The organism is Coleofasciculus sp. D1-CHI-01 (assembly GCF_040218875.1).
Lineage (GTDB): Bacteria > Cyanobacteriota > Cyanobacteriia > Cyanobacteriales > Coleofasciculaceae > Coleofasciculus.
This window is the reverse complement of the sequence record NZ_JAVJQP010000117.1, coordinates 1-25,715: the sequence shown is the minus strand read 5'-3', so window position 1 is coordinate 25,715 and position 25,715 is coordinate 1. Positions and strand designations below refer to the sequence as shown.

The 25,715-nt window shown below is 46.4% G+C and carries 18 protein-coding genes and 1 pseudogene; 7 read left to right on the top strand and 12 right to left on the bottom strand.

Annotated elements, in window-relative coordinates; all coding sequences use genetic code 11:
* Nucleotides 1-279: 279 nt before the first annotated feature.
* From RIB93_RS21275 to RIB93_RS21230, 10 genes are all read right to left on the bottom strand, one after another.
* A complete protein-coding gene (locus tag RIB93_RS21275; RefSeq protein WP_446375356.1) occupies nt 280-1,467 on the bottom strand; it encodes a glycoside hydrolase family 10 protein in 1,188 nt (395 codons plus the stop codon).
* 327 nt (nt 1,468-1,794) lie between these two features.
* Nucleotides 1,795-2,679 (bottom strand): pentapeptide repeat-containing protein, encoded by an 885-nt coding sequence (locus RIB93_RS21270; RefSeq protein ID WP_446375354.1) that lies wholly within the window; start codon nt 2,677-2,679, stop codon nt 1,795-1,797.
* A gap of 628 nt (nt 2,680-3,307) precedes the next feature.
* Entirely contained in the window at nt 3,308-4,456 is a 1,149-nt protein-coding gene (gene recF / locus RIB93_RS21265; RefSeq protein ID WP_446375353.1) for a DNA replication/repair protein RecF, read from the bottom strand.
* 39 nt (nt 4,457-4,495) lie between these two features.
* A complete protein-coding gene (locus tag RIB93_RS21260) occupies nt 4,496-7,324 on the bottom strand; it encodes a cation-translocating P-type ATPase (RefSeq protein WP_446375351.1) in 2,829 nt (942 codons plus the stop codon).
* A gap of 102 nt (nt 7,325-7,426) precedes the next feature.
* Nucleotides 7,427-9,307: a ShlB/FhaC/HecB family hemolysin secretion/activation protein gene (locus tag RIB93_RS21255; protein WP_446375349.1), complete on the bottom strand. Its 1,881-nt coding sequence runs from the start codon at nt 9,305-9,307 to the stop codon at nt 7,427-7,429.
* Nucleotides 9,300-10,529: an RNA-guided endonuclease InsQ/TnpB family protein gene (locus RIB93_RS21250; RefSeq protein WP_446375380.1), complete on the bottom strand. Its 1,230-nt coding sequence runs from the start codon at nt 10,527-10,529 to the stop codon at nt 9,300-9,302. Before RIB93_RS21250 ends, RIB93_RS21255 begins: the two co-directional genes overlap by 8 nt.
* Before the next feature lie 67 nt (nt 10,530-10,596).
* Nucleotides 10,597-10,830, bottom strand: coding sequence for a hypothetical protein (locus RIB93_RS21245; protein WP_006100719.1), 234 nt, complete (start codon nt 10,828-10,830; stop codon nt 10,597-10,599).
* Nucleotides 10,831-10,988: 158 nt separating this feature from the next.
* Nucleotides 10,989-12,242: a DUF4912 domain-containing protein gene (locus RIB93_RS21240; protein ID WP_446375347.1), complete on the bottom strand. Its 1,254-nt coding sequence runs from the start codon at nt 12,240-12,242 to the stop codon at nt 10,989-10,991.
* A gap of 615 nt (nt 12,243-12,857) precedes the next feature.
* A complete protein-coding gene (locus RIB93_RS21235; protein ID WP_446375345.1) occupies nt 12,858-14,273 on the bottom strand; it encodes an LCP family protein in 1,416 nt (471 codons plus the stop codon).
* Between the two features lie 242 nt (nt 14,274-14,515).
* Complete coding sequence (locus RIB93_RS21230) at nt 14,516-14,893, bottom strand: hypothetical protein (protein ID WP_446375343.1); 378 nt, start codon at nt 14,891-14,893, stop codon at nt 14,516-14,518.
* Nucleotides 14,894-15,005: 112 nt separating this feature from the next.
* On the opposite strand from RIB93_RS21230, the gene RIB93_RS21225 reads away from it, so the two are divergent.
* Nucleotides 15,006-15,206, top strand: coding sequence for a hypothetical protein (locus RIB93_RS21225; protein WP_446375341.1), 201 nt, complete (start codon nt 15,006-15,008; stop codon nt 15,204-15,206).
* Between the two features lie 110 nt (nt 15,207-15,316).
* On the opposite strand, the gene RIB93_RS21220 is transcribed toward RIB93_RS21225, so the two are convergent.
* Nucleotides 15,317-19,813, bottom strand: a complete 4,497-nt coding sequence (locus RIB93_RS21220; RefSeq protein ID WP_446375339.1) for a CHAT domain-containing protein — start codon at nt 19,811-19,813, stop codon at nt 15,317-15,319.
* 416 nt (nt 19,814-20,229) lie between these two features.
* Here RIB93_RS21220 and RIB93_RS21215 point away from each other — a divergent pair, with 416 nt between their 5' ends.
* The 6 genes from RIB93_RS21215 (at nt 20,230) to RIB93_RS21190 (ending at nt 25,262) form a co-directional block, all read left to right on the top strand.
* Nucleotides 20,230-20,439: a hypothetical protein gene (locus RIB93_RS21215; RefSeq protein WP_006100380.1), complete on the top strand. Its 210-nt coding sequence runs from the start codon at nt 20,230-20,232 to the stop codon at nt 20,437-20,439.
* 41 nt (nt 20,440-20,480) lie between these two features.
* Nucleotides 20,481-21,419 carry an acetyl-CoA carboxylase, carboxyltransferase subunit beta gene (gene accD / locus RIB93_RS21210; protein ID WP_446375337.1) on the top strand — a complete coding sequence of 313 codons (939 nt, stop codon included), beginning with the start codon at nt 20,481-20,483 and terminating at the stop codon, nt 21,417-21,419.
* Between the two features lie 511 nt (nt 21,420-21,930).
* A complete protein-coding gene (psbV, locus tag RIB93_RS21205) occupies nt 21,931-22,419 on the top strand; it encodes a photosystem II cytochrome c-550 (protein ID WP_446375335.1) in 489 nt (162 codons plus the stop codon).
* 225 nt (nt 22,420-22,644) lie between these two features.
* Nucleotides 22,645-23,094 carry a photosystem II cytochrome PsbV2 gene (gene psbV2 / locus RIB93_RS21200; RefSeq protein ID WP_446375333.1) on the top strand — a complete coding sequence of 150 codons (450 nt, stop codon included), beginning with the start codon at nt 22,645-22,647 and terminating at the stop codon, nt 23,092-23,094.
* Entirely contained in the window at nt 23,075-23,287 is a 213-nt protein-coding gene (locus tag RIB93_RS21195) for a hypothetical protein (RefSeq protein WP_446375331.1), read from the top strand. The genes psbV2 and RIB93_RS21195 overlap by 20 nt, the downstream gene beginning before the upstream one ends.
* A 160-nt stretch (nt 23,288-23,447) precedes the next feature.
* Nucleotides 23,448-25,262 carry a hypothetical protein gene (locus RIB93_RS21190; RefSeq protein ID WP_446375329.1) on the top strand — a complete coding sequence of 605 codons (1,815 nt, stop codon included), beginning with the start codon at nt 23,448-23,450 and terminating at the stop codon, nt 25,260-25,262.
* A gap of 152 nt (nt 25,263-25,414) precedes the next feature.
* Here the strand turns inward: RIB93_RS21190 and RIB93_RS21185 are convergent.
* Nucleotides 25,415-25,715, bottom strand: a pseudogene (locus RIB93_RS21185) (RNA-guided endonuclease TnpB family protein); the annotation flags it as partial.

Here is a 25,715-nt window from a genome sequence, read left to right as displayed (position 1 = left end):
CCCCCTTCAAAAGGGGGAGACCAAAGGATGCTTCGCTTTTTATTCCATGGGGAAGCCAAAGGATGCTTCGCTTTTTGTTCCATGGGGAAGCCAAAGGATGCTTCGCTTTTTGTTCCATGGGGGATGCGAGGGGGATCGACAATGTACCGCATAGCAGAGCAAACTACTTATCAGGGCGGGTTTTGTTGAAAGGTTAGCGGTGGGTATCGCCATTAAATCCCTAAACCCGCCCCTACAATAATTGATTGGGTGAAATGGATCGCCGATCGATTAGTGGTGTCAATTAGGTATAATAGCCGGATAGGGAAATAATTCACGAAATCCCCGCCTTCGCTGTTGCGGAGACTCCGGAGTCAAATAACTCCACAGGGTTTCCCAGTAAAAAAAGGATACACCATCAAAGGCGCGATCGCGAACCGCTTCAACTTGGGCTTGAATTTGTTCAAAGGGAATCGGATCACCTAAGGTTCCCGTTAAAATGCCAATACTTACTGGAATTGTCCGCCGCGCCATGCGTACTGCGGGTTGATTAAGTTCCGCCGTAAAACTACTCAACTCATCCCGATAAACCTGTAACACGAGTTCATCAACCCAACCCCGTTGTACCCACGTTTGCCAGTCTTGTAGATAATGTTTATAAGCAAAGGCTTGGGGATTAGGTGAAAGCGAGATGATACAATCTGGTTTAATCGATTTAACCGTCTGGACAATCTCTCCCATAAACTCGCTAATCTTATTCGCCCGCCAGCGCATCCATTCACTATTTAATGGCGAATTTGGCGGAGGATTCCCATAATGTTCTTGCTGATAACGCTCAAGCGTATAAGGATCATAACCCAATTCCACAGGCATGCCAAAGTGATCATCTAACTGAATCCCATCCACATCATATTGGTTGACTACTTCCTTAATTAGATCCAGGATAAGCTTTTGTACCTCTGGATGTAACGGATTCAGCCATAAGAGTTGGGGATTCTCCGGATCAGATTTTTGAGTTAAACCCTGAGTTAGCCAGGTGGGATGACGCCGTGCTAATTCAGAATGAATCGTTGTCATAAATCCATACTCAAACCAAGGAATTACCCGTAACCCTTGGCGATGTCCCTGCTGTACAATTTCTTCTAAAACATCTCCATTGAGACGCATAATTGCCAGCAGGGGTTCTTGTGTCGCCACCGCACTCGGATAAAACGTATGTCCCCGATTCCAAACCACCGGATAAACCGTGTTAAAGTTCAGTTTAGACAATTGCGCGATCGCTCGGTTAATTCCCCATGGCGAAAACAATACACCACTGGCTACATTTGTCAACCAAACGCCTCTAATTTCTGTAATTTTTGTTGGCGTTTGGGAACGGGCCAAAGATGGGGAAAATACAATCGATTTAGCAACAAGTAGGAAAATACTGAATATCAGCCCTAATCCGAGAAAAACCCTGAATCTACGTTGACGTTTGTTATTCGTCATACTCGCTCCGCCAGAAGCTAGCTACGTTATTTGTTTATGTCTTAGGTCCATGGATTAACATTACATCCAGAAACTGTAGGGGCGCAAGACTTGCGCCCGATTTAACCATTAAATCTATGCCATAATTTTAGTTGTGTCACGTCAGTAGGTTGGATTAAGGAAAGGAAACTCACCGGAATCTAGGGCTAAAGCCCCTACTACGAACTCTGTCTATGCCATAATTTTAGTTGTGTTACGCCACTACATGGCTAATTTTATGGATTAACTTACGTCCGGAAACCGTATAGAACCCAACCTTTGCGCCCGATTCTATAGTATCAATTTTCGTCACACAGCCGTTGAATAAACAAATTGGTTGTTGGCTTGAAATCCAACTTCCTGATTATTGGCTTGAAATCCTACCCCATTACTAACTTGCATATCGTTAATATCTAAACCATAGAGTTTTGCACCTTTCAAATTGGCATCAAGCAAATCAGCTTTTCTGAGAACTGCCCAGGTTAGATTCGCATTCTCCAGATTAGCTTGAGTGAGATTAGCACCCGTCAAATCTGCGCCTTGGAGATTCGCCCAATCCAGTTTAGCGGATTCTAAATTCGCGGCAATCAAACTTGCCCCTTCTAAATTCGCCCGACTTAATCTCGCGCCACTGAAATTAACCCCTTCTAAATCAGCGCCCGCTAAATCTAAATCTTTTAACCAGGCGTAGCTGAGATTGACAAAACTCAGTGCTGACCCATAAACCCTAGCACCAATCAACCGTGCTTCCGATAAATTCGCCCATTTGAAATTCACGCCCGTTAAATTTGCATCCCGCAAATTCACCCGTTCTAACTGCGCTCCGCAAAGATTGGCCCCCCATAAGTTGGTACGTCTGAGGTTCGTACCATTCAATATTGCCCCACTGAGTTTAGCACCCGTGAGCTTTGATTTGACCATAAAAGCACCACTCATATTAGCTTTCGTCAAATCCGTTTCAATGAGTTTGGCATCACTCATTTTAACGTAATTAAGATTAGCCCAATTCATCTGAGCGCCACTAAAATCTGATTTGAGTAAAAATGCTCGGCTAAAATCAGCGCCTCTGAGATTCGCCCCGGTTAGGTTCACTCCGATTAACATGACTCCCCTGAGGTTAGCCCCACTGAGGTCAATCCCGGTGAATTCTCGATTTCCTTGTTCGTACAGTTTGAGAAGTTGTCTAACGTTCATAGCTACAATGTCCACTAAGTATTTCTGATTTGGGCAAAGTTGAATGGATTGATAACTTTAATAGGATTCTCTTCCTACTTTAATCCTGATAGTTAATGAATAAACCTTCTTTGAAAAAATTTACGTTCATACCCATTTTTTGCAAACTGTAGTATAATTTATCCCTTTCTGACAATCAGTCAAATTGAGCGGTAAATCTCTTAGTCAAAGAAGGCTCCAAGGCAAAGCGCAGACGGTTGAACTTGCTTATGATATCTGCTTTTGTCTCTTGGTAACGGCTGGCTTATGTTCTCGTCCACGGATCGAGGACATCACCCCAATTTAACATCATCAACGTTGTAAAAACGTTGTAAAATTTTTCCTACCTGACTTTCCTAATACAGATTATACTGCTATATGATTGCAATTTTGCTCAAATGGTTACCTTCTTTATCAAGCTTAAAGAAATCATTAAGTAATATCAAGGCTTAACACTGTACGCCTAATAATTCAGATCATAATGCAATACTTGTCATACAGCATAAGACGTTTAAATTGGTAATTAATGGGCTGATATAGAGATGATTATCAAAAACTATATAATTGTAGAATAAATGACGAAGGACAAATGACGCCTAACCCATCCTCGTTAAGCAAGTGGTAGAATTTGACCCGCTTGAACGGAAAGAATCTGCGAGGAGTTCAACCATTGGGAATCAAACGCGCCCAAGTGAGTGGTTGTAATCAGGGTTTGAAACCGATCTTGAATCGCATCCAAAAGCTGATTTTGGCGGTTAGGATCAAGTTCTGCTAAAACATCATCCAGTAATAACAGGGGCGGTTCACCCACAACCTCTTCTATTAGTTTTAATTCTGCCAATTTTAGTGCCAAAACCAACGTCCGTTGTTGTCCTTGAGAACCATAGGAACGGGCAGGGGTTTGGTTAATTGTAAATTCCACATCATCTCGGTGTGGACCAACCAGAGTTATCCCCTGACGCTGTTCAGGAAAACGACGATGGTGGAGTTTATCTAAAAATGCCTGTTGAACACCTTCTGGGTCATCCTTCTCTAGGTTGACATTTGGCGCGTAGGTCACTTCCAGTAACTCTGTTTTACCACTAATACTACTATGCCAAGATTGGGCAAGTGGTGCTAATCGTTGCAACACTCTAGCACGACGCCGAGTCACACGCGACCCCGCTGTTGCCAGTTGTGCATCCCAAAGCGCGAGTTCTGCCTGGGGCTGCTTTGATATTACCCCCTCTTGTGTCCCCTTTTCATCCTGCTTGCGAATGGTTTTGAGCAAGGCGTTGCGCTGGCGCAGGACTTGATTATATTGCTGCAAAATATAAGCATAAATCGGTTCAAGTTGGGTAAGAATAGAATCCAACCAATTCCGGCGTCGTTCCGGACTTCCACGAACTAAATCCAAATCCAGACTGGAAAACTGTACCGCATTCAAAATCCCCAAAAAATCTAGCTGGCGACGTAAGGATTCGCGATTTAGAGCAACAGTGCGGCGTCCCTGACTGCGAAGCGTTAAGCTCAGTTCAATAGAACCATACGCCCGTTCCAAGATAGCCTGGATCTGACCCATTGAGGCGTTTTCCAACACCATTTCGCGATCGCGTCCTGAACGATGACTTTTCAGCGTCGAGAGTAATTCTACCGCTTCTAGCAGATTAGACTTTCCCTGAGCATTATTTCCCACCAAAATCGTTTTCGGTGCCTCAAAATTAACCAAGCAATCCCGATAATTCCGAAACTGGCGCAATTTTAAGCATTTTAAGTACATTGGTCATTCGTCATTGGTCATTCGTCCTTTGTCAGAAAATCACCGATTCTTGTACCAACGAATAAACAGTTTCTCCAACTCAACCCAAATAAACAATGACGTACTAAACCCTAAACAAATCAACAATTCAGTCGGCGTGAGCGGTTCTGTACCAAAGAAATTTTGTAAAAATGGCACATAAACCAATGCCAATTGCAAAATCGTCGTCACTGTTACAGCCCAAATTAAATAGGGATTCGAGAACGGATTTATCTCAACAGTTAAACGAGTATTGGAACGAACCGCGATCGCGTGTCCCATCTGAGCCACACATAATGTAGTAAAGACCATCGTTTTCCAGTGGAGTGGAAAATAGTCAAACGCCAACGCCATTAACGTAATCGTGACAATGGCGAAAATAATCCCAATGCGAACCATATACAAACCTAGCCCCCGGGCAAAAATACTCTCACGGGGACTAAAGGGAGGACGCTTCATTACATCCGGTTCAGCCGGTTCTACTGCTAACGCTAAAGCAGGTAAACCATCAGTGACTAAGTTCATCCAGAGAATTTGTAACGGCGACAGGGGAACATCGGGGAGTCCCATAATCGGTGCAGCGGCAATGGTTAACACCTCACCAATATTACTGCCCAAGATATAGCGAATAAAGCGGCGGATATTATCATACACCGTGCGACCTTCTTCAGTCGCAGCAACAATCGTGGCAAAGTTATCATCCAGGAGTACCATATCACTGGCTTCCTTACTCACATCGGTTCCGGTAATCCCCATCGCTATCCCGATATCTGCTTGTTTCAAGGCGGGAGCATCATTCACCCCATCCCCCGTCATTGCCACGAATTCACCTTGACGCTGAAGCCCTTGTACAATCCGCAGCTTATGTTCAGGAGAAACACGAGCATAAACGCTCACCTCTTCCACCTGTTTATCCAGATCCGATTGTGCCAGCTTTTGTAACTCCTGACCCGTGAGAACCCGATCATGTTGATCCGCAATACCCAAAGCATGAGCGATCGCGCGAGCCGTAAGCTGATGATCGCCTGTAATCATCACCGCGCGGATACCCGCATTCCGACAGCGGCGCACGGCATCCAGAACTTCTGGACGAGGGGCATCTAACATCCCCACCAATCCTAACCACACTAATCCTTGCTCTGTCGCTTCATGCGCCTCTACCCCGTCATCAGGTGCAGCCTCCAGAGGCTTATAGGCAAACCCCAAAACTCGCAATCCCGCCCCAGCCATTTGATTATTGTGTCGCAAAATATCCGTTCGTTGCTCATCGGTCAACACCTCGGTGCGATCGCCCGCCTGCAAAGAATGGCAACGCTCCAAGACTAACTCAGGGGAACCCTTGGTAAACATGAGGTAGGTTCCTTGTCCATCATTGGTTACCGCTGAGCCATTAGATCCTTGACATATTACACTCATGCGCTTCCGCTCTGAGGAAAAGGGAATTTCACCCACCCTGGGAAACTGACGCCGCAACGGTTCTTTATCAACACCACCCTTCCCGGCTAGGGTAATTAATGCCCCTTCCGTGGGATCTCCTAAAATCAGCCAATCATCCTGTTCATATTGCAAGACGGCATCATTACAGAGGGCGCACCCTTGAAGTAAGACCTGTAATTCGGGATACTCTTGAGCAGAAACCCCTGCCTCGGCGATGAGAAACTCCCCGTTAGGCGCATAGCCTTCTCCCGTAACTTGGAACGTGTGGTGGGGCGTGATTACCCATTGCACGACCATCTTATTTTGAGTCAGAGTCCCAGTTTTATCTGAACAGATCGTCGTCACACTGCCTAAGGTTTCCACAGCCGGAAGTTTCCGGATCAGAGCATGGCGACGCACCATGCGTTGAGTTCCCAATGCCAAGGTAACGGTAATTACAGCAGGTAAGCCTTCTGGCACAACCGCTACCGCCATACTCAGGGACACTTCCACCAGTTGTTGGAAGACGCCTAAATCTCCGCCACTTTGAATTAAGCCGCCAACCACAACCAGCACGACCAAAATTAGGGAACCACTGACTAAGACATTCCCCAATTGGGTCATCCGCTGTTGCAAGGGTGTTGGTTCGCTTTCCACCCCTTGCAACATTTCGGCAATCCGTCCCAGTTCCGTCTTCATCCCTGTGGCTGCAACTAGGACGGTGCCTCGACCTTGAACAACTTCGGTACCTTGAAAGACTAAATTGATGCGATCGCCTAAGGGGGTATCTTCCGCTAAAGTAAGGGCAGCTTCCTTATTCACCGCGTTCGCTTCTCCAGTTAAAGCGGATTCCCGGATCTGGAGGTTTGATTCCTCAATTAACCGTCCATCAGCAGAAACTTGCACCCCCGCTTCCAGGAGCATAATGTCTCCAGGGACAAGCTGTTTGCTATCCACCTCCATCGGTCTACCCTCGCGGAGGACACGGACTTTAGGAGAGGCGAGATTTTTCAGGGCGGCGAGAGCTTTTTCTGCCCGACTTTCTTGGAGATAGCCTAAGACGCCATTAAGAATAACGATTAACAGAATCGCGATCGTATCCTTAAACGGAACTTGACCCGCCTCTAATCCTCCTTGTCGCCAATCGATCAGATCAATGACTCCGGAGATGATTGCCACCACAATCAGCATGATTAGCATGATGTTGGTGAACTGATCCAGAAGAATAGCCCAAGAACTGCGACCCGCAGTTTCTTCGAGTTCATTCAATCCGTAGTATTGCGATCGCTCTCTGACTTGTTCAGAGTTTAAACCCGTCTGCGGATTGCTCTCCAGTTGGGCAAGCGACTCGTCTATGGATTGGGTATGCCATGCATTTAACGGATCAGGCAGCGAATGGGAACGATGAGATGAAGTCACGGGGCAGGTTTGCATAAACACGATACCCAATCAATCATAGTCTTTTCAGACAACAACTGTAATTGGGGAAGTTGTAGAGACGTAGCATGCTACGTCTCTACACCCTCGCCCCCCCGCTTAAAACTGATAGCGAACTGAAAAGTGAAATCCCTCATCTTGAGCATTTTGACCTTGATCTTCGAGTTCGACTAAGGGTAAACCATAGTCAAGGCGCAAATTTAATCCAGGTAGGGGTTGCCAAAGTATTCCCATACCCAGACTGGCTAAAAACTGCTCTTGAGGCAGAATATTCTGATTATCAGGATTATTCCACACCCAACCCGCATTGAAAAATGGCGCAATTTGGAACGTTGACGCACCTGATGCATTTTCCTCTAAGGTGATCCGGTCTTCTAGGAACAATCGCACGCCATTATCGCCAATTCGAGCGTTCTGTCGATAGCCTTGCACAGATTGAGCGCCACCAATGACAAATTGCTGAGACGGTAAAAGAGTATTGGGAGTCAGTTGAATGTCAGCCCCCATAATTAAAAAATGACCATCACTGAAAATTTGAACTCGTTGGATCTGACCCAGCCAGCTCAAAAAACGTCCATCCGGATCAGGATCGGGATTAACAGTCGCATCCAACCACCCTGTACCCAGACTAAAGAGCGATCGCACTGACCAGACTCCTCTAGAATCACGACGTAGGTAGTCTTGTCCAAATTGAATCACACTAGTGCGCGTTATCCCGTCTGCATCAGCACCAGGACTTAAAGGGGCAGGCATATCTAACAAAAATGTCTGACTTTCCCTATAGCTAAAACTCAGGGATAGGGAGAATTCTTCACGGGAGGTGCGAATTAAGGGTTGACTAAAACTAATCTCATACTGTTCTGATTCCCCCTCAATATCGAATCGAGCAAAGGGTTCGGCTGTGATTTGATTGCGATCAAGGCTGGCTTGCACTTGCAGGGTGCCATTTTTAGGATTTAGGGGAAGGCGATAGCCCATGTTAATCACGTTTGAGCCGCCCGTGGTGGAATAGGAGGAACTAGCTGTCAGTGCATCCCCATACCCGGTCAGATTCCGATAGCGTCCATTTACGCCCAATCGTTCTGAACCCACACTTGGCGGTGAATAGTTATCGACGGTGAAGCTACCTTCAAAGGGATTGGCTTCAACAACACGAATAATTAAATTGCTTTTTCCCGGTTGACTACCCGCACGAAGACTGGCGTCTACGGATTCAAATAAGGGATTCGCCCGCAGTAGCCGCAATTTATCTTCCAAGCGAGCGGTATTTAAGGGGGTGCTGACACCAAGCTGAATCCGATTCTGGATATAACTGGGTTTAAGGCGACGAATTCCCTCAATTTTAATCTCCTCCAGACTCCCTTCCAGAACAAAAATCTCTACGACGCCATCCGTAATAACCTGGTCTACTAGAATGGCTCTTGAGGTGATGTAGCCACGATTTAAATAGAGTTGAGTGATGGCATCAGCAGCCTGTTGGAGTTGTTGCAGGGTAACGGCTTCTCCTTCCAAGGGTTGGACAATGGGATTGAAGTCCTCGGTTTCAAAGATGGTGCTACCTGTGACATTGATTTTCTCGATTTGAATCATCTCCACGTTAGAATTTGTGGGACGAGAGGGAGTGGGTTCGGGTTGGGTCAACGGTGGGGACTCATCAGGACGTAAGGGTTCAGGACTAGGCGTGGGTTGAGGAAAACGATCGTCCGGATTGGGTTGGATGGTTTCGGGGTTGGGAATCGTGGGCGGAGTTTGTGCGATCGGAATATCATCCTGGTAAGCGTGATCTTCATCTTCTGCCTTGTGCCCTCTGCCTTCTGCCTTCTGAGAGAGTTCCATCAGGTTAGGGAAATGAACAGGGTTGTGGCTCACTGGTGACACAGACATTGGAGTTGTACCCAACGCCGTTGATGCATTTAGACTGATAATACCCACCCAAACAGGTGTCAGTTGTCCCAGAATCTGCCCCTGTGAACTACCCATCGCTGACTTTCAGTACAGCGTGGGCTTCTGATTTCGCTGGGGAATGCCGCAGCTTAGACTTACGCCCAAGCTTTGGTCTTACTTCCCCTCCGTCAGCAGCAGTCCCAGTCCCTGAGACCGATAAGATTCTGATGCCTTCTGCTCTGATATTTGCTGAGGCATTACCGTCTCTATCGTGGTGAGTGCCACAGCTAGGGCAAGTCCATTCCCTAACCTCTAAGGGCATCTCCTTCACTTGATAATGGCAGTTTGAGCAGAGTTTAGAACTAGGAAACCATCGGTCAATTTCTACCAATACCTTACCCTCAAATTCAAGCTTGTACGATAGGAAATTGACAAACATTCCCCAGCCTACATCAGAAATAGATGCAGCTAGTTTGTGGTTACGAACCATGCCCTTAGTATTTAGGCTTTCGACTACGATGACTTGGTTTTCGTCAACAAGCTTTCTGGACAGCTTATGCAGGTAGTCTTGACGGACATTTGATACTCGTTCGTGAACCCTAGCCACCAGTTTCCTTGCTTTATCTCTTGACTTGCTTCCTTTCTCCTTTCTGTCTAATTTCCGTTGCTTGCGCTTAAGGTTACGCTCATGTTTAGCTAAATGTTTAGGATTAGCAAACTTAGAGGTCTTAACACCATCATTGACAATAGCAAAGTCCTTTAAACCTAGGTCAATCCCGATTACATTACCATCAGTGTTACTCGGTGGGTTATCCCCTTCTACCTCAGTCAATACGGACGCAAAATATCTCCCCGATGGGGTCATGCTAACCGTTACCGTCTTGATAGTTCCTTCGATTGGTCGGTGTATTTTAGCTTTCACTATGCCGACGCGACCCGGAAATTTGAGGCAGTCATCAATAACCCTAACTGACTGGGGATACTGAATAGATTGCCTATTCTTTTTATCCTTGAACCTTGGGTATCTAGCTCTACCCTCAAAGAAGTTACGGTAAGCAGTCACTAAGTTAAGCGTAGTCGCTTGTAAGACTTGAGAATAGCAGTCAGACAACCATTCAGTCCCCTCCTGTTTTTTAAGCTTAGGTAAAAATGCATTCAAGGCGGACTGACTCAAGCCCTTACCCGTTAGCTGGTAGGTTTCAATGCACAGATTAAGAGCATGATTCCACCACCAACGGCTACAGCCAAAGTGTTGAGCTAGTATTTCTTGTTGTTCAGTTGTCGGATACAGCCTAACTTTGACGGCTTGATGTTGCATTGTTTTCACCTTTTCTTACTAATATATACCATTTTCAGTAAATAGGCTCAGGATAGGCAAGTAAATTTTATCGGGATTGACCAATAAAATTTACTTGGGGGTGATCCCAAGTATCAAGGGCGCTCACCCTGAGCGGAGTCGAAGGGTAGAGCGTGGGACTTATCGCCTCCCCCAAACCCCCACCATCAGTTAACACTCTCACTTGAGGTGTTTCCACCTGCCATGTCCCTGATTTTACCTGTTGAACCGCCTGGGAATTAAAAAGTTCTGTCAGCATGAGGCTAATTTCTTCGAGTGTCATCCTATTTTGTTTGATGAAAGTTTTGAAAAAAAATCCCCCGACAGTTGCCAGGGGATAGGTTGAGCCGTATCAAAAATTGGGGATGAAGTGTAAAGTGACAAGTTTGATGACCGTTCTTGGTTATCTATTGTCCTTCACTGTCCTTCACCCTTGAATCGTTACAGCCATTCGGGAACGGCTTCTTCTTTGGTGTTGGTATTGCGTGAGGGCGTCTCGCGGGTAAATTTCATCTGAATCGAGCGAGTTTGTTCGCCATCTGCTGCGACTGCCATGATGGGGTAGTCGATTAAACCATCTTGGAAGGACATCTGGAAGCGGAAGGTTCCGTCTGGGTTGAGTTTAATTGGACGCCCGCCAATGGTTACGGTAGCATCAGGTTCGGTTGCGCCGTAAACGATTAACTCAGCATCAGCGACTAACCAGAACTGACGAGGACGAATGGGTGGCATAGAGGCAGACATCCCCATCCCGACTCCGGACATGCCGACACCAGACATGGTTAAGCCAGACATGGTGGGTACAGCCCACATCCCTACCCCAGAGGGGAAGATGTAGGAACTGACGGATTGAGACGGAGCCATCGATCCGGGAACATGCTGCATTGAACCGTACATAGAACCCGCGACGCGCTGAGCTTCGGCAGATTTTGCCATGCCAAAGATTTCGTCGTAGATGGGGTTCTCGGTATCTGCGGTATCTGCGGTAACAGGTTGGCGCTTGCTGGGAGGAACCAACTCGTATACCGTCTTGCCTTGGAGTTCTTCCTCCCAGTTAACGGTGATGAATTGGTCTTCAATCCAGTCGCTGGGATAAACCGGGGGAACATGGACGGGTGTAGAACGGGCTAGGATTAACCAACGACCATCGGCACAACGATAACCGATATCCACTACGTAGTCGCGATCGCTAACGGGTAGCGGTAAGTACCATTCTCTTGCTAGTTCGTCACAGGGATATTCCTGAATGCTATGGGCGCTTTGGTATTCCAGGTTAATATCGGTGACATCATAAATCCGCAGCGCTAATTGCTGTCCTCCCTGACGCCGCAGATCTTCCTTGTGTTCGTTGGGAATATCCCAGTAGGTATATGCCCATTGGGGATCGCGGGGCATGAGGACAATCCGACTTTCCCCATAACCAGAGGGTAAATCAGGTAATCCTTCGTCTACAGATGCTAGATCACCACCGGTGCGATCGTCTTGACCGAGTTCAAATTTAGATGCTTCCACTTCTGGTTGTGCCTCCACTGTGCTAGTTGGACTGAGCGAGATTTTGGTATGTTGGACTTTTTGAATTTCTGCCAGTAACTGTGCTTTACGCATCCGGCTATACCGTGAGATGCCGTACTCACTCGCAACTCTACGCAGTTGCCGTAAGGTCATCTCTTCTAAAGGTGGGCGTTCTTTTGCCATGAATATGCTCTCCAATTGTTAGGTCGGTAGGTTGTATATCTCCTGGTGAATCAAAAAATGGGGATCATAATTTAACAACATCGCATCTGATATTTGATAAAGGTTGATGATTCCTACCGCCTTGGAGTAAGTCAATCTCGGTGACGTATTGCATTCGTCTTTCGTTTGGGCAGGTACAAACTCACGCATGACTTACTGTTTAGGCTGACGTTGGGATTTCTCCCGATAACACTTAGATTTCTCCAGTAAGGATCACAGAAATACTGATTTGAGTATTTCTTTGGGATCGCTTTATTTATCTATGTACCAGAAAAGCCTTAGGTATGGTCAAGGGGATCAAGACGCCAATTTTCACGAATTGACGAATTTTCAAGCTTACCGGGGATCGCATTGTCAGGGTTTCATGACATTTGAGGTAAAAAGGGGATCGCTGAGTTATCAGTTATCAGTTATCAGGAACAGGGGTTGTAGAGACGTTCCGATGTAGGGGCGGGTTTTACTACTAACATTTCGTTGTCACCCTGATATAACGAAACCCGCCCCGACCTAACCGTTCAATTCTCGCAAATTGACGAATGACCAATGACCAATGACCAATGACCAATGACCAATGACCTAGAAATTAAAAAACCCCTCATCAGAGAAATCCTGCTGTTCCAGCCAATCTTGACCTAACTGAATAGTCACATCGGAGGCTAGAGACCCCGTACTCTCAACCCGCACCTCACCAAATCCCAAATCAGCCCGGATAGCCGCAGCGCTGGCTTCGTCTCCTTTTTGGGCAATGATGCGTGTAACTTTTAAGGGTTCTGCCCAAGGTTCGCCGACATAATTATTTCGATAACCCGCTTCTCTTAGGGTACTGATTAGGGATTGAACGGCTTCTGGATTATCGGTACTATCTTGAATCGCCACCCGCAAATAAGCTGGGTCAAGATCGGAGAGTTCGCTATAACCTTGATCGAAATGTTGAGCTACCATTTGCCGAATCTGGCGGTGATTGGGTAACCAGTAACTGACTTCATTTTCGCCCGTGCCGTTAAACCGCCCCGGAACCATTAACATTTGTACGTCAGACCGTTTACTATCAACCGCAAATCCGATTAGAGCCACCAATTCTTCAACGCTTAAGTTGGTGTCAATGTGAGACTGAATTACCGATAAAATTTTAGGCAGTCGGGCTAAAGTTGTAGGATTGAGCGCTTGCTCGATTAATGCCCGCATTAGGATTTGCTGGCGCTGTACTCGACCGACATCCCCATATTTGTCATAGCGAAAGCGCAAAAATTGCATTGCCTGCTCGCCATTCAGATGCTGTTTACCTTGCTTAAGGTTGATATAGAGGTGTTGAGAATCATCTTGATATTTCATGTCCTTGGGAACATACACAGTAACGCCACCCAAGGCATCCACGAGCTTTTCCACACCTTGGACATTCACTCGGACATAACGGTCAATCCCTACACCGTCGAGGAGTTCACTGGCTGCCTTTGCCGTTAATGCTGGTCCACCATGGTAATTAGCCGCGTTGATTTTAGTCACACCATACCCTTCAACGTAGGTTTGGGTATCGCGGGGAATGGAGAGAACATTTAATTTTTGGTTATTGGGGTCAAACCGAGCCAAAAGCATGGTGTCGGAATGCCCATCAAAGGAATTGACCAGTGCATGGTAGCCCAAGTCTTCCTCTAGAGGTTGATCCAAGTCAGAGGTAAGAACCTTCGTCCCCAAAATCAAAATATTGACAGGTCGCGTCAATTCGGGTAGTCGCATACTATTGCGGGTCATACTACCCTTGTCGCTAAAGATGGCTGCCTCATCAGCACTCAGTTGGCTTTGCAGTAAAGGCATACTCGATAGCGAAACAGCAAGCATTGCCCCGGCTGTCGCGGATAACATGGCGACGCCAGTAAAACCTAACCAAAGCCAAAGCCAATGTCCTCGTTTAGCTTTAGCCGATTTCTTTTTCGGCGGTTGACTCCTCTTTTTCTGTACTGGGCGGGGTTTTTCGTAGGTTTTTCGAGCTGGCACTTGGTTTCCTCACACACACATAAGCGATCAGGATGGGTTTGGGCAAATGATACACGCCGATGCCCTCATTGCTTACCCTGAGTCTGGTTTAGAGCGTTTGACACAAACACTCATATCAGGTTTTCTCACCGTTTGGGGCAGAACCAGGCAAATACGGCAAAAGATGAGAACAGTTGATCAACTTCAGGCAAAAAGCCCGTCACCATTTTCCTATAACTGGACAACCCAAACGCTGAAATCGTTTACTCGGACAGATGCTTTCGCACTTTCCCTTCCGCCACCTGGCTAATCCCAGGGAGACGGGGTAACTTCCCTTGCCACAAGCGCACCATGAGCCAAACACTGACTAAAAAATACCCAGAGGTGAGCATGGTATTCATAAATAACAGACGGAAGCTCCAAAACTCGGTGAGCTGCGCCCCTGACAATAATAAAATGTAGCCTACTAGCCAAGCGAAAGCCAAGGTTACGGACAAACGACTCACTGCTTGCTGTTCTCGTGTTCCTTGGCGACGGTAGAGTGTCCACAGTGCCGGAAAAAAGCCGATCACAGGCAGCAGGTAGGCAAATAGCTGTAAACGTTGGAGGTTTTGATTGTCCAATGGGTTGAGGTGATTCATGGTGCTTTGATTTAAGGCAGAAAAACCTGATCAGGTGGGAATTTGCTCATTGCTCATCAGTGCTAAAAAAAGGAATAATATCACAACCGCATACCAGGTAGCCTAAAAACTTATGGGTATTCAGTTCAATTTCATTGTCAAAGTCTTAATTCTATCCCTAGGCATTTCCCTGCTGATTAAGTACGCCAGTCCTAGTTTACCCCCTATTCCGGCAACGTCCGGGAATGCCCTGATTGCCGTACTCACACCCGCTATAATTTTAGCGATCGCTCTTTTGTGGCGTTTCTGGCAATTTCACAGCAGAGGTTCGTAGTCAGCACTTTAGTGCTTCCTGATCAACGTAGATCAGGGCGGGTTTATTCATATCTGGGTAGAAACCGAAACGATAGTCGTAAAACCCGCCCCTACACAATTAAAACTTCCTTACCAAGGACTTCCGACTAAAGTAAACGAACTCCAAAAATAAGGATGAGTAAACGCCTTATCCTCAATTCCAGCTAATTCTTCAGGTAAATCAATCGTTCCATTGGGAGTAATCAATTGCCCATTTTCAATCTTCACTTGACCCTGAATCATCGCTAATTGGGTTTGTCGCAGCGCTTCGGCTTTAATTGGGACTTGCTTTAAATTTTGATAAAACGTAGTCATTAATCCCAATGTCCCCTCATCACTGACATACCAGAGGCTTCCCAAAGCTGATTTTACCCCCGCTTGTACCGCTAATCCAGTAAATCCTAACTCCGCCTCTTCATTCCCTAATGCCGTGCGACAAGCACTTAATACCATCAGTTCCACGGGTGGATTATGCAATCCAAGTTGGCGAATTTGATCCAAAGATAGTCTCTGATTCCAAAACTGAATGTAGGAGTTTTCCGGTTTACCTGGTCTAAATTCACCATGAGTTGCCAAATGAACAATACCAAAGGGTTGATCCGCCCGTGCTGCTTTAAGATTGGCGGGAGTAAACGTATAATTAAGGAAGGATTCACCTTGCCATAATTTATCTGCGATCGCGGATAATTCTACAGGCACAGCAGGTAAGGGATTTTGCTCCGTAAATTCAGACGCCCCCATTGCCAAAACCTGTAAATCACTCACATCTACATAACGAGTATCCGTTAGCGACAAACTTGGCATAAACCCAATACTATAGCGTTCAACAATAAAACCCTTCCCATCATGAAGCGCCGCTACAGGTAAGGAACGCAAACCCTGATCCATAATCAACGCCAAATTATTAATGTCTCTGTCTTGTAACTCCTCCTCCAACGGAGCAATTAACCACCGATACAACTGCTGGGCGCTAGAAAGATACGGACGAGGAATGCGAGTATCCGTAACCGCACGGCGGAAATTTTGTACAGTTTCCATCACCCTTTTCCGACTTGCCCCCGGAACAACAAATCGCATCGGTTCCCCTTCAGCCGTAACCAAAATCAACTCCAATTTATCCGTATCTTCCCACACCTCCTGAGCCAAAACCATAGACTCCCAACCACCAAACCCCTCTGCGAACCTCTGCGCTTCCCTCTGCGAACCTCTGCGTTTTCTCGTCTCAACTTCGCCTCTGTTACTATCATCTCCAACACCATCTCCTGGCACAAACACCACATAAATCAGAGCTGGCTTCACCCCAGTCGCCTGTTCAATCCTTTGTAAAGTCCTTTGAGCTTGTGTCAGCGTAATAATTGGCGTCTCACTTAACCCCCAGTACTCTTCATATTCATTCGTAAACGCGGTTTCAGTTTCCGCGATCGCACTCAAAACTGGAGAATTATCAAGTACGAAATCCTCAGATTCATCTATCTCGTTGGATTCAGTATCTAAACAGTCGGGAGGACAGGAACCTGTGATAAATTGATCGGTGATAATCTGAATATTCCCTTCGGTTTGGTTATCAGGAAACGATTGGGATAGTTCAAGATTAGACTCGCCACTGGTAATTATACCTGCTGTACCATTAATTGAGGCATCACCCACATTAAACGCAATCACACCCTGACCGCCATGCTGGATGCTAATCCCACCACCACTGTTACCTCCGGCTGTAGAAATACTAGCATTTCTACCATTTTGGTCGATGAATGTGTCGGTTATCTGGATGAACCCGCCAGCGGTAATATCAACATTTCCGCCTGTACCATTACTTCCCCCTTGAGTATTAATTGAGGTAACTTGAATATTATTGTCAGCGTTAAGGGTAATGGAACCGCCATCACCTGAACTGGAACTTGTGTCTAGGGATTGAGTGGTGATATCTTGACTGGCTGTTAGGTCAATACTGTTGGCAGTTATTGTATCATTGGCTATGATATTTGCGGCATTATTAACCGTTAATCCACCGAGGTTTCTTGAGGTAGCCATACCTGTTCCCGTGGTGTATTGGGTGGCTACTTCATCAGGGGATAAGGCAGAATCATAAATGGCTACTTCGTCAATACTGCCCGTGAAAAAGTTATCAAGTGGCGCGTTATCTCCTCGACGTGCTAGAAAAAGTGGGGAATTATTTTCGGTTATACCTGTTGCGGCATCTAGTCCAGTCTGTTGTAGAACTCCATCAACGTATAGAAATAGATTAGAACCTTCTTTGACAAAAGTAACGTGATGAAAATTACCGTCATTAATCCGTTGAGTTGAAGTAGCCGTTGAAAAATTAGAACCGTCCCATTGAGCACCATAAATTTTTCCTGCTTCAGGAATGGTTTGGTTGAAATACCTAATCACATAAGGATATCCATCTGGCGCTCCACTCCATTTTTCAATGACATCATTATCTCCCTGTTCCGTATCTAATTGTACGGGTGAAGCTTTAATCCAAGCGGTTATCGTAAAATCCTCATTCGTGCCAAAATCAATAAAATCTGAATCGGGAATTTCTACATACCCCGTCGTACCATCAAAAAATGGTGCTGGATTAGCATCATCCGCTAATGCTCCCTCTTGATTACGATTTACCCCACCAAAATAAGTGCCATCTATATTGTTTCCAGACGAATCAAAAGCCGTCTCCCCCTCTTCATCAAGACGCCAATATCCCACTGGATCATCTAACAGTACCGCCACATTATAAGGTAACGCTCCACCGACAGCACCATTAAATGTAATATTCCCGGTTCCAGCTTCTAACGTCAGCGTATCTGTACCGGGATTAAACGCATGAAGACTACTATTAAAGGTAATATCACCGCCAACCGTAGAACCTGTGCTAAGTGTCTGACTACTGCGGAGAATTACGGGGGCTTCAAAGGTTAAATTGCCACCATTCAAGCCAATTGAGGCATCTAAATTAATGAATGCCGCCTCAAAGGTTAAATTATTGCTACTGCTGGAATTAATATCACTGATAATATCAATATTTTTACTCGCAGCAATTGAGACATCCCCGGAATTTAAGGCAGTTAACAGTGAATTAGCAGAAATTAGGAAACTTCCGCTACCCTCTCCCGACAGGATTTGATTATCGTTGAGTGCTGTATCATTGGTTCCACTTGTGCCAATAATCACGCTAGTGGGATCTAATAATAATTGTCCCGCTTCACCTGCAATAGCATTTACATCCACAACACCATCAAAAGCTAACTTTTCCTGACTGGATATCTCGACAAAACCGCCGTTACCAGAATTGAGTCCGCCACGAGTGCTAATGTTGCCATAAAATACAGTTTGCTTATCTGCCCAAATAATTACAGTTCCGCCATCACCTGCGGTTAAAGCATCAGCCTGAATCGTGGAATTTTCATCAACTAATGTGAGATCAGCATTAGGGATTATTCCTGCACCTTGATAGTCGCCACCAATGCGAACAGTTCCGCCATTATTTGTTCCCGATGCGTCAATATTGGCACTGATTAATCCTACAGTTTTGCCAATAACATTTATCTCGCCGCCAGTTGCAGATGAAGCCGCATGTAGGGGCGCATAGACGTGCGCCCCCTCATAGACGTGCGCCTCCCCATAGACGTTCGCCCCCACGGGTGTTCCAGCATTTCCGATCTGGGAAACATCAATAGTGCCAGAGATAATAGTAACGTCTGTTTCATTGGGGAGAATTAAGTCAGAATCGGTTAATTTCACCGTTTCGGCTGAATCCACCTCAACACCTGTCTCCAGATTCTCCTCTGTCCCCGTCAACAATTCAGCTAAATCTAATGGTGTAAAAGGAATAACTTGTCCCGAACTATTCACCAATGGTTCAACTTCTAAAGACAATAACTGTCCGGCTTGAGAAATCTTGACGCGATCAGAACCAGAAACGGCTGCAATCGTAATTCTTCCTCCCGGTGCTGTTAGTTCTCCCGTATTAATAACTGTACCACCGAGTAAGGTTAAATTCTGCCCCGGAGAGATCGCTAAATTTCCGGCATTAACAATACTTCCTGGCTGAGACACATCAAAAATAAACTGTTGCGGATTTCCGACTAATTGCTGATACTCATTTGTGCCAAAGGCATTGAACCAACGATTCTCGCCAAACCCAATCCCTGTCGCTGTTGTCGCGATAAAATCCGCCGGGACATTTAACTGAGCATTTTGTCCAAACACGATTCCCGCCGGATTCATTAAATATAAATTGGCATTTCCCCCTGTCACCTGAATCAAGCCATTAATCAACGAGGGATTTCCCCCCATCACTCGCCCGAAAATAGTGTTGAGGTTAGGATTTGCCAAAAAGTTAGCGATTTCACCTGCATCTAAGCCAAACTCCTGGAAACTGTGGAAAAGATTGGCTTCGTCCCTTGACAAACTACCGCCATTGATAGTATATATATTTCCCTGTTGGTCAATAATCGTACCCGTTCCATCAGATGCTGGGATAATTGATTGCGCCAGTGTTTCTGAACCAACAAGACTCACAACTATTGGCAGAAGAATAGCTGGAGTAACAGACAGCAAGCTCAAGTACCATGGAGCAGATTTCATGAGAGACACCGAGACCTATTCGGTTGAATTTTACTCCCCGCTGTTAAGGGTTTAATCGATAAGCAATAAAATACTTAAAATTTTGTGATTTGACGATACTTTGGGATGGTTGGTGGAAATCAACTCAACATCCGACAAGTTCTTTCAACAGGACTTACACACAAATGCCATTTATGGTAGGGGCACGGCATTGCCCACCCGTGTCAACTTAAGCTCAACCCCTCACCCCGATTGATTTTCGTTATGGATGTTAGCAGTGCTTCACAGTTTAGATCCCCCTAAATCCCCCTTCAAAAGGGGGACTTTGATCGTTTCGGGAAGCGAGTATGACAAAGGACGAATGACGAATGACGAATAACGAATAACGATCGCAAACGAGTACAATAACTCTTGTCTTGTGATCATCCTGCTTAATTTTGACCACCTGGATCACGCTGAAAACAACCCATACTCGTTGGGAAGCCGAACTGATGCAGCAAGTTCTGGCAGCTCACGACATCCCTAGTCGTATTATTGATCAGGGTATCCCGTCCTATTTTGGCGCGGGAAGTCCGGCTGCGTTGCAAGTTCGCTCTTATGATCAATGGACAGCTTTGCTATTACTCAGTTCTCCAGACGAGGAATAAGCAGACATATCGGATAATTATTAAGGAATTAAAAACGTTTCATGTCTTTATTTGACTGGTTTGCCAATCGACGAAAATCAGAACCGATGCCCCAACAACGACGGGAACGGGAAATTGCTGATGGATTGTGGACAAAATGTGAGGCGTGCGCGGTTCTCACCTATACTAAAGACCTGAGAGCCAATCAAATGGTCTGCTCGGAATGTGGTCATCATATCCGGGTATATAGCGATGAACGAATTCGCCAGCTCATCGATGGAAATACCTGGATAGCCCTGGATGAACAAATTCGCCCCACTGATCCGCTCAAATTCCGCGATCGCAAATCCTATACAGATCGCCTACAAGATTACCAAGACAAGACTCAACTCACCGACGCCGTGCAAACGGGGATCGGACAGCTTCATGGATTACCCATCGCCCTAGGCGTCATGGATTTCCGATTCATGGGTGGTAGTATGGGTTCTGTGGTGGGCGAAAAACTAACCCGCCTGATCGAACAAGCCACCCGTCAACGCTTACCTGTGGTGATTATCTGCGCCTCTGGGGGGGCGAGAATGCAAGAAGGCATGTTAAGCCTGATGCAGATGGCGAAAATCTCTGGGGCGCTGGAACAGCATCGTCAAGCTAACCTACTCTATATCCCTGTGTTAACCCATCCCACTACGGGAGGCGTTACGGCTAGTTTTGCTATGTTAGGGGACATTATCCTGGCTGAACCCAAAGCTACCATTGGTTTTGCGGGACGCCGAGTGATTGAGCAAACCCTGCGCGAAAAACTCCCCGACGACTTTCAAACCTCTGAATATCTACTCCAGTACGGCTTTGTCGATGCGATCATCCCTCGTACCCAGTTGAAAAAGACGTTAGCACAGCTTATCCGCCTCCATCAACCCTTTCCCACCTCACCTACTGTGGTTTCCCATTCTGAACCGATGACGTTGATGGCGAAAGGCGCTGATCACAAAACTGAGTTTTGAGGGGGGGAGAGTTTTGTGAGTTTTTACCTATAAATCTTTGACGTAAAAAACTTGTTGAGAGAAAGGCGTCCCCAGGATGGCATCATATTCATAGTGAAGTGACTCAATCTCAATTTCGTCAGTTAATTATTATGGGGTTTGCATACCGATCAAAGGTGGATCTTACTGCCGAATACACGGTTACCACAAAAAAGATACCCGATCCAGGTAAACCTTTGGGAATCATTGAAAGACTGAAATTCAACAACCCTAACCTAGCTATCGCTTGAGGTTAGGGATTGCCAGAGACAAGGCTGGTGACGTAAGAAACGATGGGCGGCTTGTGCATTCCCTGTTTTCTGTGAAGAGTTCACTGAAAATCCGTAGTGTGACATCTTTAAACGTGCAGACTGTCGGTTTGATCCCCAGAAGTGGTTGACGGCGATGCCCTTCAGGTAGAGTATAAGCTACAGGTTGAGCAATTTTCATCCATTTAAAACGAATGAGCCAAATTTTCCAAGGAGAACCCCGAATGAAACGATTGATCTTGCTGGCTGTGGCAATGGTATTCTTTGTATTTCAAATAGCGGTGAGTAGCGCAACCGCTCTTGAACTCAGTGAGGACATTCGCACCGTTCCCGTGAATGAACAGGGTGATACCACCGTTCTCAGCCTAGAAGACGTAGCCAAAGGCAAACGTCTGTTTAACGATAGCTGTAGTCAATGTCATATCGGCGGCAGAACCAAGACAAACCCCAACGTAACCTTACGTATGGAAGATCTGAAACTGGCATTCCCGCCTCGGGATAGCATTGACGCTCTCGTAGACTATATGAAAAACCCGACAACCTACGATGGATTTACGGAGATTTATGAATTCCACCCCAGTACTCGCAGCGCCGATATCTTTCCTGAGATGAGAAATCTGACGGAGGATGACCTCAAAGCGATCGCGGGTTATATTCTAGTCCAGCCGAAAGTCCAAGGTATCATGTGGGGAGGGGGTAAGGTTTACAATTAAATCCGGCTTTTTCTGAATGATTCATTGAAGGGTTGAAAGGAGACAATTAAAAGATTGGAGTTAAAAGCATTCAACGTTTAATTGGCTATTATTCAACCCTTCATAAACCAAAAATAAAAGACAAGAAACTAAAAAATAATGCTGACTAATTGGATTAAAATATTTCGCCTTAGCCATTCCTGCCGATATAAATTTTTTTCAGTTCGCGGTCTTTTCGCTACGTTGATGGCTATCTCTATCGTCTTTATCGCCAGCTCTCCGGCTTATGCGATAGATGACTACGTTAAACGCTTCTTAAAGGTGACTGAACCCATCGCGTTAGATTTAGATGGACAGGGACAGACTAAGGCATTTACCCCAGGCGATTTGGCGGAGGGGAAAGAATTGTTTAAAACCCATTGCATCAATTGTCATGTTGGCGGAACCACCCTCCAAGATCCCAGAGTATCCCTAGGATTGGAAACATTAGCGGGAGCTACCCCACCTCGCGATAATGTTGATGGGATTATCTCTTTTCTCAGAGAACCCATGACTTATGATGGCAGCGCCCCAAGTTTTTGGTGTCGCCAAGTCCCAGACACCTGGATGCCACGGGAGCAAATTGAAAAGTTAGCTGCATTTGTCCTGAGAGCGGCTCAAAAGGCTCCCGGTTGGGGTGGGAAGGCTTCATCTTAAAGCAGGGGGAGATGAGGGAGATGGGGGAGATGGGGGAGCTGGGGAAGCTGGGGGAGCTGGGGGAGCTGGGGGAGCTGGGGGAGCTGGGGGAGCAGGGGGAGATGGGGGAGCAGGGGGAGCAGGGGGAGCTGGGGAAGCTGGGGGAGATGGGGGAGCAGGGGGAGCTGAGTTGCAATCAACAATCAACAAATGACGAATGACAAATGACAAATGACGAATGACGAATGACGAATGACGAATGACGAATGACGAATGACATAAGACAATCTTCGCCGTTAACTTTAATTGTCCCTACCTACTAATAGGTCATAATGGGGTGTAAATTTTGAGAGTAGCGCTCAAGCTTTGAGCAAATGAAAACAGCGACGCGCCCAGAGGAATTAACGGATTTAGGCAACTGCTTACAGGAGGACTTGCAGTCATACCTGCATGAGAGCATTCCTGTTCAAGTTCGGTGTCGGCGAAGTGATGAACGGTTAGCGATTTGGGTACAGCATCCCGCTGAGGCGACGCTGGATCAAGATGAGATTCTCGCCTTTTTAGAACAAACGATCCGCAGCCAATATCCATTGGTGGCTCAACAAGCAAGAGTTAACCTGCTCAGAGCTGGAGAAAAGAAACCTTACGTTTCGCGATCGCTCTCCCTAGATTTCTCTGAACCTGAACCTGAAACCACAACCGCCTCTGATGCGAATTCGGTAGAAACCAACGAGACAGAGGAGACTAACCCCCCGTCTGAAACGGAAACTCCGCCAAACTCAGACTCGGACGAAACACAAGCCGAGTCATCCCATCCGTGGGATCAACCGATTCCGGAGGTAAACGATAAAGCGGATGAGTCAGAATCCGAACAACCGCCGTCAGTCAAGCTCAGGTTAAAATCATCCTGGCTACCGTTAGTAGTAGCGGGTGCTGGCTTGAGTTTGGTGGTTTTCTTGAGCACGCTTTATGTCCTGACTCGTCCTTGTGTTATGGGTAAATGCACGGTTTTGTCAGAAGCGGAACAGTTAAGTCAGACATCAGCAGAAACCCTGCAAAACCCAGAATCGGGAAAAGCGGTTTTGGAAGCACAAGAACAGTTACAAGAAGCGATTCAATTAGTAGTGGCGATTCCGCCTTGGTCCAGTTACCGCCGCCAAGCGCAACAAAAACTGCAAGTCTATCAGTCTCAATCCGAAACCGTGGCGGATATGGTAGAAGCGCTGAAAACGGCGGCTAGAGCCGGGTATGAGAGCCAAAACCCGCCGCATCCGGAAGCGAAGTGGCGGGAAGTTCAGAATCTCTGGCGAGACGCGATCGCGAAATTGGAACAGCTACCCACCGATAGCAATCTTCAACCTTTAGCCAAAACCAAAATTAAGGCGTATAAGACGAACTTAGAAGAAATTAATCAGCGACTGCTCAAAGAACGAAAAGCCCAGGAACATTTAAAAGCGGCTCAAGAAGCGGCGCGGATGGCTGAAGTACGCCAAGGAATTGCCCAATCCTTATCAGACTGGCAATTAGTTTATGCGACTTGGCAAGCGTCGATGCGGCGTCTGAAACAGATTCCCCAAGGGACAACCCCCTATGAGGAAGCCCAAGAGTTATTGGCGCTGTATTTACCAAATCTTGCCAAAGCCCGCGATCGCAAAACTCAAGAACAAATTTCTGCTAATGCCTATAATCAAGGCGTGCGGCTGGCTCAACTGGCGACGAATTCTCAAAGCGATCAGCAATGGTCAGTCGCTCTGGTTCACTGGCGCAATGCCTTAACCTATGTCAATCAGGTACCCCAAGAGACCTATTACTACGCTAAGGCACAATCTTTGGTTGAACCCTACCGAGGTGCGCTTAAACAGGCTCAAAACCAGCTTCAGTTAGCCGTAAAGATGCAACAAGCCCGTCGGGATCTGAATCAAACCTGTTCTGGGACACCCAGCATCTGTAGTTATACGCTTGACAACAAGATGATCAAGGTGCGGTTAACCCCTGCTTACGTCCAGATGGTGCAACGACGGGCGATGACAGCTAGAGCGCAAGGAGACTCAAATGCTCATGCGGGTCTTGTTAATCACATTTTGACCTTGGGAGAAGCGTTGGAAGTGATTAGCGATAATGCCAAACTGCGAGTAGAGGTTTATACCCCAGAGGGGGTGATGATCCAATCCCATAATCCAGCTCAGTAGCTTGGACTACTGCCTTGGCAAGTCAAAGTGCGATCGCGTTTGACACTCACCCCCCTATAAGAGGGGTGATTCTTTCGTCGTAGGGATTCCAATGAATTTACCCTCGGAAAGCATCTTGACCGTGTGTCCCACGGCTGCAAGTCCTCTAATTGTCCTTGCTCCCACATATTGACAAACGCTTTCTCTAACCGTCTAAGTGTTTGCTGTAGCACCTGCGAGTGTACCCGCTTCAAGTTTGGACTTGTTTTTCGGTACGCGGTTAAACTTTTGCATTGATTAGCAAATGTCGGTCTAGGGGCATCAGCCGGGATGATGTATTCAGATCGGAGTGAGCAAGCGTTAATTTGACAGCTACGGGATCTAAACCAATCTCTCCGCTCTACTAGCGCATAGTTGTATACACGGCGGTTTTGCTCTAACCAATCTTCAAAGATGGCTACTTGGTTTTTTGTT

Bases quoted from the DNA above. Each gene is read 5' to 3' on its own strand.
- RIB93_RS21245 (WP_006100719.1), bottom strand. From the start codon at position 10,830: ATGACACTCGAAGAAATTAGCCTCATGCTGACAGAACTTTTTAATTCC.
- accD (WP_446375337.1), top strand. From the start codon at position 20,481: ATGTCTTTATTTGACTGGTTTGCCAATCGACGAAAATCAGAACCGATG.
- RIB93_RS21270 (WP_446375354.1), bottom strand. From the start codon at position 2,679: ATGAACGTTAGACAACTTCTCAAACTGTACGAACAAGGAAATCGAGAA.
- RIB93_RS21190 (WP_446375329.1), top strand. From the start codon at position 23,448: ATGAAAACAGCGACGCGCCCAGAGGAATTAACGGATTTAGGCAACTGC.
- psbV2 (WP_446375333.1), top strand. From the start codon at position 22,645: ATGGCTATCTCTATCGTCTTTATCGCCAGCTCTCCGGCTTATGCGATA.
- RIB93_RS21250 (WP_446375380.1), bottom strand. From the start codon at position 10,529: ATGCAACATCAAGCCGTCAAAGTTAGGCTGTATCCGACAACTGAACAA.
- RIB93_RS21255 (WP_446375349.1), bottom strand. From the start codon at position 9,307: ATGGGTAGTTCACAGGGGCAGATTCTGGGACAACTGACACCTGTTTGG.
- RIB93_RS21225 (WP_446375341.1), top strand. From the start codon at position 15,006: ATGGGTATTCAGTTCAATTTCATTGTCAAAGTCTTAATTCTATCCCTA.
- RIB93_RS21275 (WP_446375356.1), bottom strand. From the start codon at position 1,467: ATGACGAATAACAAACGTCAACGTAGATTCAGGGTTTTTCTCGGATTA.
- psbV (WP_446375335.1), top strand. From the start codon at position 21,931: ATGAAACGATTGATCTTGCTGGCTGTGGCAATGGTATTCTTTGTATTT.
- RIB93_RS21240 (WP_446375347.1), bottom strand. From the start codon at position 12,242: ATGGCAAAAGAACGCCCACCTTTAGAAGAGATGACCTTACGGCAACTG.
- recF (WP_446375353.1), bottom strand. From the start codon at position 4,456: ATGTACTTAAAATGCTTAAAATTGCGCCAGTTTCGGAATTATCGGGAT.
- RIB93_RS21230 (WP_446375343.1), bottom strand. From the start codon at position 14,893: ATGAATCACCTCAACCCATTGGACAATCAAAACCTCCAACGTTTACAG.
- RIB93_RS21260 (WP_446375351.1), bottom strand. From the start codon at position 7,324: ATGCAAACCTGCCCCGTGACTTCATCTCATCGTTCCCATTCGCTGCCT.
- RIB93_RS21220 (WP_446375339.1), bottom strand. From the start codon at position 19,813: ATGAAATCTGCTCCATGGTACTTGAGCTTGCTGTCTGTTACTCCAGCT.